General features: G+C 60.0%; 9 protein-coding genes. 7 read left to right on the forward strand and 2 right to left on the reverse strand.

Annotation, left to right across the window (positions count from 1 at the left end; all coding sequences use genetic code 11):
• Positions 1 to 85 precede the first annotated feature (85 nt).
• On the reverse strand, positions 86 to 2,395 hold the full coding sequence (katG, locus tag MWU38_RS01285; RefSeq protein ID WP_247270020.1) for a catalase/peroxidase HPI: 2,310 nt from the start codon (positions 2,393 to 2,395) through the stop codon (positions 86 to 88).
• 374 nt (positions 2,396 to 2,769) lie between these two features.
• On the opposite strand from katG, the gene MWU38_RS01290 reads away from it, so the two are divergent.
• From MWU38_RS01290 to MWU38_RS01305, 4 genes are all read left to right on the forward strand, one after another.
• Positions 2,770 to 3,321, forward strand: coding sequence for a sigma-70 family RNA polymerase sigma factor (locus MWU38_RS01290; protein WP_247270021.1), 552 nt, complete (start codon positions 2,770 to 2,772; stop codon positions 3,319 to 3,321).
• Positions 3,314 to 4,078 (forward strand): anti-sigma factor, encoded by a 765-nt coding sequence (locus MWU38_RS01295; protein ID WP_247270022.1) that lies wholly within the window; start codon positions 3,314 to 3,316, stop codon positions 4,076 to 4,078. The genes MWU38_RS01290 and MWU38_RS01295 overlap by 8 nt, the downstream gene beginning before the upstream one ends.
• A 265-nt stretch (positions 4,079 to 4,343) precedes the next feature.
• Entirely contained in the window at positions 4,344 to 7,904 is a 3,561-nt protein-coding gene (locus MWU38_RS01300) for a YadA-like family protein (RefSeq protein ID WP_247270023.1), read from the forward strand.
• Between the two features lie 30 nt (positions 7,905 to 7,934).
• Positions 7,935 to 8,456: a hypothetical protein gene (locus tag MWU38_RS01305; RefSeq protein WP_247270024.1), complete on the forward strand. Its 522-nt coding sequence runs from the start codon at positions 7,935 to 7,937 to the stop codon at positions 8,454 to 8,456.
• Positions 8,457 to 8,487: 31 nt separating this feature from the next.
• On the opposite strand, the gene MWU38_RS01310 is transcribed toward MWU38_RS01305, so the two are convergent.
• A complete protein-coding gene (locus tag MWU38_RS01310; RefSeq protein ID WP_247270025.1) occupies positions 8,488 to 9,165 on the reverse strand; it encodes a Crp/Fnr family transcriptional regulator in 678 nt (225 codons plus the stop codon).
• Between the two features lie 50 nt (positions 9,166 to 9,215).
• On the opposite strand from MWU38_RS01310, the gene MWU38_RS01315 reads away from it, so the two are divergent.
• The 3 genes from MWU38_RS01315 to MWU38_RS01325 form a co-directional block, all read left to right on the forward strand.
• Positions 9,216 to 10,061, forward strand: a complete 846-nt coding sequence (locus tag MWU38_RS01315; RefSeq protein WP_247270026.1) for a sterol desaturase family protein — start codon at positions 9,216 to 9,218, stop codon at positions 10,059 to 10,061.
• Between the two features lie 131 nt (positions 10,062 to 10,192).
• Positions 10,193 to 10,513 carry a hypothetical protein gene (locus MWU38_RS01320; RefSeq protein ID WP_247270027.1) on the forward strand — a complete coding sequence of 107 codons (321 nt, stop codon included), beginning with the start codon at positions 10,193 to 10,195 and terminating at the stop codon, positions 10,511 to 10,513.
• A 35-nt stretch (positions 10,514 to 10,548) separates the two neighbouring features.
• Positions 10,549 to 13,019 (forward strand): M10 family metallopeptidase C-terminal domain-containing protein (locus tag MWU38_RS01325; protein ID WP_247270028.1); only part of this gene is annotated, 2,471 nt, incomplete at its 3' end.

Genomic DNA, 13,019 nt, shown 5'->3' on the forward strand with positions numbered 1-13,019 from the left:
AGGCTCCTTTTGAGCGAAAAAGAGAGGGGCGCAAGGCGGCAGGCAACCGCCTGCAAACACCTTGCGCCCCCATGTTGTGTTGGGCTTACTTTACGTCGAAGCGGTCGAGCATCATCACTTTCGACCATGCTTTGGCAAAGTCGTTGACGAAACGCTCTTCCCCGTCGGAATAGGCGTAAACCTCGGCCACGGCGCGCAGTTCGGAGTTGGAGCCGAACACGAGGTCAACCTCGGTCGCGGTCCATTTGACCTCGCCGCTTTCACGGTCGCGGCCCTCGAACACATATTCCTCGCCTTCGACCGGGGCCCACTGGGTGCCCATGTCGAGAAGGTTGACGAAGAAATCGTTGGTGAGCTCGCCCGGCGTATCGGTGAACACGCCGTGCTTTGCACCATCGGTGTTGGCATCAAGCGCGCGCATACCGGCGACGAGAACGGTCATTTCCGGCACGCTCAACGTCAGAAGATCCGCACGATCGACCAGCATTTCTGCTGGAGAGAGGCGGGCACGCTCTGAATAGAAGTTGCGGAAGCCATCGGCTGCCGGGCGCAAATATTCAAAGCCATCCGCATCTGTCATTTCCTGGGTCGCATCGACGCGGCCCGGAGTGAACGGCACATCAACGGAATAGCCCGCAGCTTTCGCCGCATCTTCAATCGCAACGCCGCCGCCAAGCACGATGAGGTCGGCGATTGACACCATGCGGCCTGTGCCACGCGCGTTGAAGTCGGCCTGAATGCCTTCCATCGCATTGACGACCTTGGCGACCACTTCCGGATCGTTCACCGCCCAGTCCTTTTGCGGGGCAAGGCGGATGCGCGAGCCATTGGCACCGCCGCGCATGTCGGTGTCGCGATAGGTGACCGCTGAGGCCCATGCGGTGCGGACAAGCTCGGAGGTTGCAAGGCCGCTGGCGCGGATTTTACCCTCAAGCATGGCGATGTCGGCTTCGTTGATCGTGCCATAGTCTGCGGCCGGAAGCGGGTCCTGCCAGCTGAACTGTTCGCTAGGCACTTCGCTGCCGACATAGCGCGCAGCCGGGCCCATATCGCGGTGGGTCAGCTTGAACCACGCCTTGGCAAAAGCTGCGTCCATTTCTTCCGGATTTTCGGCCCAGCGCTTGGTGATGGCCCCGTATTTGGGGTCATAGCGCATGGCGAGGTCAGTGGTGAGCATGACCGGCGGGTGGAATTTCTCAGGATCGAACGCGTCGGGGACGAATTCGAGCTGATCGGCATTCACCGGAATCCACTGGCCAGCGCCAGCCGGGCTGCGGGTTTCGCGCCATTCAAAGTTGTAGAGGTTTTCAAGGTAATTGCTGCTCCAGGTGATCGGAGTAGCTGTCCACGCTCCCTCGAGCCCGCTGGTCGTCGCATCAGGGCCAGCGCCCGTCCCGCACGAGTTTTTCCAGCCGAACCCTTGCGCAGCGACGCTTTCGGCTGCCGGTTCTTTGCCGATGCAGTCCTTTTTGCTCGCGCCGTGGTTTTTACCCAGCGTGTGACCGCCGATGATGAGCGCGGCTGTCTCTTCATCGTTCATGCCCATCCGGCCAAAGGTCGTGCGAATACGCTCGGCGCTTTCGAGGATGTTCATATTGCCTTCCGGCCCTTCGGGATTGACGTAGATCAGACCCATTTCCGATGCGCCAAGCGTGTCCTCCAGCTCTTGCGGCGTGGCTTCTGCTTCGCCTGTGCCTTCAGGACGCTGACCGCCGTGGCTGAAACGCGATGCGGTGAGGAATTTGCTTTCCGGTCCCCAATAAACCAGCTCAGGCTGCCAATCGTCGGTGCGACCGCCAGCAAAGCCGAAAGTGTCAAAGCCCGCTTGCTCAAGCGCGACATTGCCTGACAGGATGATGAGATCGGACCACGAAAGCGCGCGGCCATACTTCTGCTTCACCGGCCACAGCAGGCGGCGCGCCTTGTCGAGATTGCCGTTGTCGGGCCAGCTGTTGAGCGGTTCGAAACGGATCTGTCCACCATCAGAACCACCGCGGCCATCGCCTGAACGGTATGTGCCAGCGCTGTGCCATGCGAGTCGGATAAAGAGGCCGGTGTAGCTGCCATAATCGGCGGGCCACCAATCCTTGGAATCGGTCAGTGTTGCCGCGACGTCGGCTTTGACTTCATCAAGATCCAGCTTTGCAAATTCGGCTGCGTAATCGAAATCTTCGCCCATCGGATCGGCGTCCATTTCGTTTTGGCGAAGACGCGCAAGATCGACGACTTCAGGCCACCAGTCCTGCACGGCGCGCGGCTTTGTATCGCCCGCTGTGCGCATCGGCATCTGGCCCATTCCCGGCTCGTTGAAGCCCGGAGGCGTTGCGCTGACCGACGTTGCCAAAAGCGCACTCGCCGAGAGGAAAAGTGCACTCTTAAGTGGAAGCTTGAACATATATTTGCCCTTTGTTCTTTGTCGCCCGCCCATGATTGGTGCAGGCAAGTTCCTATCCCCAAAACTTCCTTCGCATGATGGCACGGCATCAAAATCTGCAAGCAGACGCCGCTCTTTCAGTGCGAGGAAATCGATAAGTGGTAGGGCTACTAATCGCGCAAGACGATTAGGAAAAACCGCAATTTCCGATCACGGAGATTGAAAATTGCAATCGCAAATCTGCGCGCGCGCGATGTATCAGTGATTGCTTTGGAGGGATGCTCTTGTACCGCAGCAGCGGTTCTTTACTGTTCAGGCTTCTTTCCGGTTCACACCGGCCAATCTTTTGAGATAGAAGGTGTGTGGGTGCTGTAACACGAGGGGGATCTTCCAAGATGTCGAGCGAGAAAGAGCGACTGGATGCGGCCATGGCGCAAGTGGCGAAGGGCAACCGCTCCGCGTTGGCGAGTGTTTATGAAATGACATCAGCCAAGCTCTTCGGCACGATTTTGCGCGTCGTTCGAAGCCGGGAACGCGCAGAGGACTTGTTGCAGGATGTCTATGTCAAAGTCTGGCGACGGGCGGGGTCTTTCGACCGTTCCAAAGGCGCCCCGATCACTTGGCTTTGCACGGTCGCCCGCAACACGGCGCTGAACGATCTGCGCAGAGCGGGACGCAGCGAGGAGATCACCGACGAGGCGCTTCAGGCGATCCCTGACGACACCGTGTCGCCGGCAGATGACTGGTTGTGCGACAAGGAGGACAGCCTCGCGTTGAAGCACTGCCTCGACACGCTGCAGCCCGATCATCGCAGTTCGATTATCAATGCGTATTTCGAAGGCTATTCACAATCCGAGCTTGCCGATCGTCGCAGTGTTCCTCTGGGCACTATGAAAAGCTGGATCAGGCGCGGGCTTGCGGGTCTTAAGGGGTGTCTCGATGGGTGACGATTTTATGGCACAGGGCGACGATCCTGCCGTGCTCGCAGGGGCCTTGGTGCTTGGCATGCTCGAGGGGGCCGAGCTTACCGATGCCCAGCGCCGCCGGCTTGAGGATGCAGGCTTTCGAAACGCTTGCGAGTGGTGGGAATGGCGGCTTGGCTCAATGGCAGAAGCCGCCCCGTCGCTCACTCCTTCGGCTGATGTGTGGCGCGCTATCGAAGCCAGGATTGATGCGATGGATGCGTCCGAAGGTGGAGGCGCCACCCCGCTCCAATCCCGCCGCGTGTATGACGATGTGGGGTGGAATTTGGGAAAGCCGCTTGCTCTTGCAGGTCTGGCTGCCGCCGCGGTAGCCGCTGTGTTCCTGTTCCTCCCGCAATCGGCCGACACGGACGTCGGCACGCCCTATGTTCAGGCCAGCTCATCGCCGCAACTGATCGCGCAATTGCAGGACGAAACCGGCGCGCGCAAACTGGCCAGCCGTATAGACAGTGACCGCCGCACAATGGTGCTTTCGATCACCGGATTGGAGGCAGAAACCGGTCAGGCGCCTGAATTGTGGGTCATTCCGGAAGGCGGCGATCCGGTATCGCTTGGCTCGATCCCTGAACAAGGCGAGTTCCGCCGGGTAATCAGCGAGGACGAAGCACAACTCCTGCAAGGCGGCGCGACCATCGCGGTCACCTTTGAAGAAGATACAGGCGTCCCGCATAAGGCACCGACACCTCCTATCCTCCTCGCAGGACCCCTCGATCAGGTTTAGGATGCGTTTGAAAAGGCAGAAATCTCTTCTGCCAATCAATGCTTTGTAAAATTCCTTAAATTTTTTCCAGCCGTGCTGCATCCGATCAGGAGCCTCGCGGGTAGATGCGCGCGTGATCCAGTCTTCCGGGTCACGGGCCTGAGCCGGTCGGCTCAGGGGTGATGGTTTTTTCGGTGCGGGAGAGCGCCGCTTCAAATGTCACCACGAGAGAGAATTTCGAACGTCCCAGATCAACCGAACCAACGCTCAGGAGCGTAAAATGAGAATGATCAACCGACAAAATATCGCGATGTTGCTGACAGGCACGGCAATGCTTGCCATCGCCGCCCCGGCACACGCAGATGCAACGCCGGAGTGCAACGATGGCGCAGGGGCCGAAAGCACGGAATGTGGCACTGACAGCGACACGGGCGCCAATGCAGGAGCGACTGCGATTGGCAATGGCGCAACGGCAAACGGGACCGACGCTCTGGCCATCGGTGGGGACGATGCAGGCACAAATCCTGCAACCGCAACCGGGCCTTCGACCACGGCAGTCGGCGGCGAAGCCACTGCAACCGGCCCTGGCGCAACCAGCCTTGGCTGGCGCTCTGTCGCAGCAGCCGAACGCGCAACCGCTCTTGGCCACCTCGCTAACGCGTTGGGGGTTCGTTCGGTAGCGGTCGGCGAAGCGGCGATTGCAAACAGCGAATTCTCGATTGCGATCGGTGACATCTCCGAGGCAGATGGTGAGGCAGCCATCGCAATCGGTAACGCCAGTGTTGCAGCAGGCGTCGATGCGCTCGCGGTTGGCGGTGACAACGACGGCGCAGGCGCTGCGGCGGTCGGCAATTCTACCACTGCGATTGGCGGCGAGGCGCTTGCGATTGGGCCGGGGGCTACGACTTTAGGCTGGCGTTCGGTTGCATCGGCAGAACGCGCAACCGCGCTCGGCCACCTTGCCAATGCGCTTGGTGTGCGGTCGATTGCCATCGGCGAAGCGGCAATTGCCAACAGCCAGTTCTCAATCGCGCAAGGTGATTTGGCAGAGGCAGACGGCGAAGCGTCCATCGCAATCGGTAATGCCTCGGTCGCAGCGGGTGTGGATGCCCTTGCCATCGGCGGCGATGATGCAGGGTTTGGCGCAGCAGCGATTGGCAACTCGACCACAGCAGTGGGCGGCGAAGCGCTTGCAACAGGTCCAGGCGCCACGACATTCGGCTGGCGCTCTGAAGCAGGCGCCGAACGGGCAACCGCCCTTGGCCATCTGTCCAACGCGCTTGGTGTGCGTTCGGTTGCGGTTGGCGAAGCGGCCATTGCAAACAGCAATTTTTCGATTGCCATGGGTGACATTGCCGAGGCGGACGGCGATGCGTCCATCGCAATCGGTAACGCCTCTGTCGCAGCGGGTGTGGATGCCCTTGCCATTGGCGGCGATGACGCAGGCTTTGGCGCAGCAGCGGTTGGCAATTCGACCACAGCAGTAGGCGGCGAGGCACTTGCAACAGGTCCGGGCGCCACGACATTCGGCTGGCGCTCTCAAGCAGGAGCCGAACGGGCAACCGCCCTTGGCCATCTGGCAACAGCGCAAGGCGTGCGTTCGGTTGCGGTTGGTGAAAATGCCGACGCGCAAAGCGATTTTTCGACCGCTATCGGTAATGAATCCATCGCCAATGGCATGGACGCGCTGGCCGTGGGTGACACCGCGCTCGCCGACGGAACCTCAACCACCGCAGTCGGCGGCGAAAGCGTCGCTGATGGAACGGCGGCGACATCGTTTGGTTGGCGCGCACAGGCGACCGCCGAACGTGCCCACGCACTCGGCCACCTTGCAACCGCTTCTGGCGTGCGCTCGCTTGCAGTGGGTGAAGCTGCATCGGCCACGGCAGACACGTCGGTCGCTATCGGCAACCAGTCGTCTGCAACGGCAGAAAATTCTGTTGCGCTCGGCTCGGGCTCGGTCGCCGATCAGGCCGATACCGTATCGGTCGGGGCAACCGGTTCAGAGCGTCGCATCGTCAATGTCGCAGCCGGTGTCGATGACACGGATGCTGTAAACCTTGCCCAGCTTACCGCACTCCAAGCTTCGCTCAACGCCAGCGACGGCGGCACATCAATTGATGCGACCACCGATGATGAAGTCGACGACGAGATCGACGACGGCACAGGCATGAACAGCGTTGAGTTCGGCGATGGCGCGGTTGCGTCTGCGACGGGTTCGACCGCCGTTGGCGATAACGCGCAAGCGACTTCGGAAAATGCAACTGCAATCGGTTTTGGTGCAGTGGCAAGCGGTTCAACCGCAGTGGGTGGCAATGCAATGGCCACAGGAGCAAACTCGGCAGCCTTTGGTGTCGATGCCTCAGCAACCGGTGACAACAGCACCGCGCTGGGCGAGCTCACCAGTGCCGACAGCGCAGGTTCGGTCGCTGTCGGCACTGGCGCTCAAGCAAACGGGGTCGATGCGATTGCCATCGGTTCTGATGATGCGGGCGCTGCCTTCACCGTTGCAAGCGGCCCCTCGACCACCGCAGTCGGCGGCGAAGCGGTTGCAATGGGTCCGGGCGCCTCGGCCTTTGGCTGGCGCGCTATGGCCACCGGCGAGCGGGCTCAGGCCTTCGGTCACCTCGCAACAGCCCAGGGCGAACGTTCGCTTGCCATGGGCGAAAACGCCGATGCACAGAGCGATTTTGCCACCGCGATTGGTAATGAATCGATTGCGACAGGCGTTGATGCGCTTGCCCTTGGTGACAGCGCGCTTGCGCAAGGCAACTCGACCACGGCCATCGGCGGTGAGAGTGTTGCGACAACCCCGGGTGCATCTGCCTTTGGCTGGCAGGCGCAGGCGACAGGTGACATGGCAACAGCCGTTGGTCACCAGACGACTGCGTCGGGCGCACAAAGCTTTGCCGGCGCAGAAGATGCAGTGGCATCGGGCAGCAACTCGATTGCTATCGGTAACACCGCGCAGGCAACCGGCGGCGATTCCATCGCCATCGGTGGTAATCGCGACGGGATGGGTGGCCGTGCCACTGTTGCAAGCGGGCCTTCGACGACCGTTGTCGGTGGTCAGGCCATTGCCGATGGTGCAGGCGCAACCGCATTTGGTTGGCGTTCAGAGGCAACCGCCGAACGCGCGCAAGCCTTTGGCCACTTGGCCGTAGCCTCGGGCGTGCGTTCGACCGCACTTGGTGAAGCCGCCAATGCAAGCGGTGCCGGTGCTATCGCAGTGGGTGACACGTCTGCTGCAAGCGGGGCCGGCGCGGTTGCGCTTGGTCAGGGGGCTTCGGCTTCCGGTGCGAACTCGGTCGCAATCGGCGCTGGCGCATCGGCCGCCAATGATGGCCAGGTGGTCGTTGCAAGCCTTGATGACAGCACTGGCAGCCAGACCGGCGGCCTGTTCCTCGTTACCGCTGACGCCACAGGCACTCTGGGCCTTAGCGGCACGGGTGAGAACGGCATGGGCGCTTTTGCAGCGCAGTCTTCTGTCGACACCAACAGCGCAAACATCGCTGCCAACTCGACCGCTATCGGCAGCCTGCAGCAATTGACCTCGACCCAAACGGGCCAGATCAACACGCTGTTCGGTCAGACCCAGGCGAACCGTGAGGCGATTGACCGCGCCAATGAAGGTGTTGCCATGGCGCTTGCGATGGAATCGCCACAACTGCCCGCAGGTACGACATTCGCGCTTTCGGGCGGTGTCGGCTACTTCGAGAACCAGGGTGCAGGCACCATGGCTCTGTCTGCACGGGTAAGCGACAATGCGTCGATCTCTGCAGGTGTCGGTGTCGGCTTCGACAGCGGCGAAGTGGGCGCACGCGGCGGCTTCCAATTCGCTTGGTAATCGCTTAGCAACGCAATCATGAAAACACTCATGAAACATACGGGATTGCCGGGGCTTCTAGCTCCGGCAATTCTTTTTGCGCTGGCCACTCCGGCAGCGGCACAGAACGCGCCGCAAGGTCAGGCCGCCCCCGCTCCGCAAGGAAGCGTGCAGCCGCCTGCCTCGATCAGGCCAACACCCGGACAGCTCGAACTTTCCAAGATGATCTGGTCAACGGTCGCAGCGGTCGACCATGCCAATCGCTCGGGCAATTATTCGGTGTTGCGCGACATTTCTTCATCGGGATTTCAGATCAACAACAACCCTGCGCAACTGGCGCAGGTGTTCTCCGGCCTTCGCGGGCTCGGCGTTGATCTGGGCAATGCCTTGCTCGTCCCGCCGACTTACACGCAAGCACCGCAGCTCGTTCGCGAAGATGTTTTCCGCGTGCAGGGCGTGTTTCAGATGCGTCCGATCTCGATCGGCTTTGACCTCTACTACCAATGGGAACAGGGTCGCTGGAAGCTGTTCGGCATCGACCTGCAACCGCTCGAAATGGCGCAGCAGCAATGAATTGAAACGGGCGGGGCGCCTTCAATAGCTTTCATCCAAGGCTGAAATTGGCGAGGCGTTGCGGGTCGATCACGCGGATTAGACCATATCCCCGCTCGATCAGGTTGGTTTCTTCCAATGTGCGCAGCGCCGCGTTTGTCGTCGCCCGCGTCACTCCCAAAAGTTCCGCCAATTCCTGCTGTGTGACCTTCGTCACCCCGTCTCGTCCGACAAGATTGGAAAGCAATGCTGCAAGGCGCATGGGATTGGACCCGCGCCGCATTCCGGCAAGCTCATCCAGCGTGTGTTGCAATTGGGCAGACAGCGCCGCGAGCAGCGCCATGCTCGATTTCTGATGTTCGGCAAGGGCGGCCAGAAATGTGCTTCCCGGGATGAAGCGCACTTTGCTTTTCCCGCGCGATAATGCGTCGACCTTGCGCCGGCTTGCCGCGAATACCGCCAGCTCGCCATAGGAATCGCCCGGCCCCAGGACCGCCATCGCGCGAAATTCCCCGTCGGGAAGGTGCCTGCCCACCCGCACGCTGCCCTCTTCTATCAACCAGAAGCCGTCCGCCTTCGACCCTCTGTGCTGGATGAACTGGCCGTCGGAATACGACCGGATGATGCTTTGCGCGATCAGCTTTTCCTTAAGCGCCGGCTCAAGCGCTGCGAACAGCATGGGCGCGGGCATCGAACTGCGCCGTTCATTCAAATGTAAAGAATCAGACATTCTTCGCAAGCGATACGCAGTAGGAAGGGCCGACACAAGGGAGACGTTTCATGGCATCCTCAACCATCGCGATCATCGCAATCTATCTGGGCTTCGCCTTGATGGAGCTTTTTCGCTCCAACCTGTTCGGCAAGGCGGAACAGACCCGCGACGACGCAATTGTCGAGGTGGTGAGCACGGTTTTCCTGCTTGGCATTACTCAGCCAACGGTCCTGTTCACCGCGGGTTTTCTGGCAGACCTTATTGCGCCGCAATATGCAGGTGCGCTTTCCGGGATACCGGTGATTGCCGCGATCGCACTGTTTCTGGTTTTCGATGACATGGCGCAATATTGGTGGCACCGCGCCAGCCACTCGACACCCTTTCTCTACAATCTGCACCGCGCGCATCACAATGCACGCTACATGAGCGTGCGCCTCGTCTATCGAAACAACATCATCTACTACGCGATGATGCCGAGCCTCTGGTTCTCGGGCGTGCTGATCTGGCTGGGGCTGGGCTGGGTTTATGCAGGCTACATCGTGGTCAAACTGCTCGTCATCACAGGCGCGCACTCCGATGTTGCTTGGGACAGGCCGCTGTACAAAATCAAATGGCTCTCGCCCCTGATGTGGGTGGTCGAACGCACGATCTCTACCCCTGCAACCCATCATGCCCACCATGGTCGCCATGCCGATGATCCCGCGGTCAACTACAAGGGGAACTACGGCAATCTGCTGTTCTTCTGGGACGTCCTGTTCGGCACGGCGCACATCACCCGCACCTATCCGGAAAACTATGGCGTCGAAAATCTGACACCTGCAACCTTGGGCCAGCAATTGCTCTGGCCAATCTTTCCGGAGGCCAAGGAAGGTGACGATATCGCGAGCCCAAGGGAGCCCGAGCCGCATTTGTAATCGGAGCGCGAAGTCGGCTATGAGTTTGTGATCGCAATATTCATCGCAGTATTCATGGCAGGCCCGCCATTCATTATGTCGCCATCTTATGCGCGCTGTGTGCGCTTTCACTCTCTACAGGAGAGCGTTTGATGGCGGCCGATGTGCCCTCGTGCCGTGTCGAAAACGCGAACGCGGCAAAGCTGTCGATGTCGTCTTCGCAAATGTGCCAATGCTTTCAACGCCGACTTGCGGACGAAGTGGGCAGCGATATCGACCTGTCCGCCATTCGCATCGTCTTGAAACCGCGCAATTCGCATGAGGTGGAGGCAAGCGTTCATGCGGCATCGGAAACGAGCGCACCAGTCCTGGAGCCGGTAAGCGTCAAGGTCTTCGACCGTTCCATCAATGCAAGCGACATCGAAAGCCTGGCGAGCGCCGTTGGCCGCGCCCTGCTTGATCCCAAGCCCTGACACATCTGCATGCGCAATTCGAGCGAACGTAACCCATGACTTTGCAAACCCTCGATACCGATCCGTTCGAACCGGCAGATGCAGCGGGTGATATGGCCGATGCGGGCGCGTCGATCGAAGATTTCTACAAGGGCGGTCCGCACGAACGGCAATGTGGCTGTCTTGCGTGCCATCAAAAAAGCGATGAGCCGATTGATGCCGGCGTCACCTTTGCGGTGATGGAAAATGATACAGGCAGCAACACCTTCACCAATGGCCGGGTGTCTCCCGGCACATTTGTCGCTGACCAGATCGATGCGTCAGGCGACAGCGACTGGTTCGCGATCAACCTTTTCGCAGGCGAGACATACACTTTCACAGTGTATCTCCCCCCAGGCGGATTGCCGGACAGCATCTTGCGCCTCCACGGCTCCAACGCATTGGTCATCCGCGAAAATGACGATGCGAATATCGACCAGAACCTGCTGTATTCCGAGATCATCTACACACCCACTTCGTCGGGCCAATATTTCCTTGCTGTCAGCGGCTTTTCGAGCGCGACGGGGACCTTTTTCCTCTCCAGTTCGCGGCCTCTTGGCGATGCCGTCGGCGGCACAGCCGCGACAAGCGGCACGCTCCAGATTGACGCCGCCGCCACCGCCGGCGTGCTTGACCAGACAGGTGACCGGGATTGGTATGCGGTGACCTTGCAGGCTGGCGAAAGCTACGTCTTCGAGACTTTCGACACTGGCGGGTCCAATGACGTCGATACGACCTTGTCACTCAGAACCGCCAATGGCGATGTGCTGGCCTATAATGACGACGCCAACGCGACCTATTCAAAAATCCGTTTTACCGCGTCGCAAAGCGGCACCTTCTATCTGGATGTAGGGGGCTGGGCCGATGGCGAGCAGGGCAGTTATCAGGTCAGCGCAGGCGTTGCCCCGCCGCTGCAGGAACTGAGCAATGACGAAATCGCCGCGCGCCTGTTGTATGGCGCCTCCCTTGATGAAAGCAATCTGCGGCGCTGGAACGTCGGTCAGGGCGATACCCTTACCGTCAACCTGACTTCGCTCACTACGGCAGGCCAATTGCTCGCACGAGAAAGCCTGAAGCTTTGGGCAGATGTCACCGGGATCCTTTTCTCGGAGGTATCATTTGGCGCGCAGATCACCTTTCAGGACACAGAAGAGGGCGCCTATGCCCAAACGATAGAGACAGGCGCTTTTATCACAAGTGCGACGGTCAACGTGTCGACCAATTGGCTGCAAACGCAGGGGACCACGCTCGACAGCTATTCCTTCCAGACCTTCATTCACGAGGTGGGGCACGCTCTGGGGTTGAGGCATCCGGGGGGCTACAATGGTGATGCCAGCTACTCGCAAAATGCCGAATTTCTGAACGATTCCTGGGCGACGACGGCGATGTCGTATTTCAGCCAGAGCCAGAACACCTTCTTCGCCGATCAGGGGTTCGACAGGCGATTTTCGGTGACGCCAATGTCCGCTGATATTGTCGCTGCGCAAGTGGCCTATGGCGCAGCGAGCGATACGCGCACTGGCGATACCACCTACGGGGTCGGCAATAACAGCGGACGAGCCACCTATGGCGTTGGCGATGCAGCCAACAATGATGATGGCGATCTGCTTGCATTTGTGATCGTCGACAATGGCGGCGATGACACGCTCGATTATTCGATCTTCACCAGCGCGCAGGTGATTGATCTCAATCCCGAGACTTTCTCCAGCGTCGGCGGCAGCATCGGGAATATGAGCATTGCGCGCGGAACCGTGATCGAGAACGCGATTGCAGGGCGCGGCAATGATACGCTGATCGGCAATGTCACGGCAAACCGGCTGACCGGCGGCCGCGGCAACGACACGCTCGACGGCGGCAGCAACGTCGATGTCGCGATCGTGTCAGGCAACAGGTCCGCATACACCGTTACCCAGACCTCCCTTGGAGTGTTTCGCGTTTCCGGAACCGATGGCACCGACACGCTCACCAATATCGAATTTCTCGAATTCGACGATCAGACGCTGCGCCTGCTTCCGGGCGAAGGGGTCGCGGTGAACTTCGCGTCCGCTGACCCGTCCGTCTATCAGGATGCGATGAACGCGATCCTCGATTTCAACGGCAATGCGCTGGGCGGAAATGGCGCATGGCTGCGCATTGGCGAGGCCGATGTGAATGGCGATGGCGACATCGACCAGATCCTTGTGAACGATGCGATTGCCCGCTTTGCGACTGTCGGCACGGCAGACGACGGTCTCATCTATTTCAACGATAACGGCTGGGCCGGTGAAACGCGGGTGGCGGGTATCTACCTTGACCCGCTGGTGCAGGCGGGTGACGTCGAACAGGGCAGCCCCTTCGACAGCCAGCAGCGTTTCCAGAACGATCTTGCGATCGAAAATATCAACCGCGTTCTTGGCGCGGATGACTATGATGGTGACGGGTTGCAGGAGGTGTATTTCGCGCTCACCGATGGCACAGCATTCTTGCGCGCCATCATGGAGGCCGATGG

The organism is Qipengyuania sp. S6317L1 (assembly GCF_023015615.1).
GTDB lineage: Bacteria > Pseudomonadota > Alphaproteobacteria > Sphingomonadales > Sphingomonadaceae > Erythrobacter.

Coding starts and splice junctions, on each gene's coding strand:
- katG (WP_247270020.1), bottom strand. CDS start 2,395: ATGTTCAAGCTTCCACTTAAGAGTGCACTTTTCCTCTCGGCGAGTGCG.
- MWU38_RS01290 (WP_247270021.1), top strand. CDS start 2,770: ATGTCGAGCGAGAAAGAGCGACTGGATGCGGCCATGGCGCAAGTGGCG.
- MWU38_RS01295 (WP_247270022.1), top strand. CDS start 3,314: ATGGGTGACGATTTTATGGCACAGGGCGACGATCCTGCCGTGCTCGCA.
- MWU38_RS01300 (WP_247270023.1), top strand. CDS start 4,344: ATGATCAACCGACAAAATATCGCGATGTTGCTGACAGGCACGGCAATG.
- MWU38_RS01305 (WP_247270024.1), top strand. CDS start 7,935: ATGAAACATACGGGATTGCCGGGGCTTCTAGCTCCGGCAATTCTTTTT.
- MWU38_RS01310 (WP_247270025.1), bottom strand. CDS start 9,165: ATGTCTGATTCTTTACATTTGAATGAACGGCGCAGTTCGATGCCCGCG.
- MWU38_RS01315 (WP_247270026.1), top strand. CDS start 9,216: ATGGCATCCTCAACCATCGCGATCATCGCAATCTATCTGGGCTTCGCC.
- MWU38_RS01320 (WP_247270027.1), top strand. CDS start 10,193: ATGGCGGCCGATGTGCCCTCGTGCCGTGTCGAAAACGCGAACGCGGCA.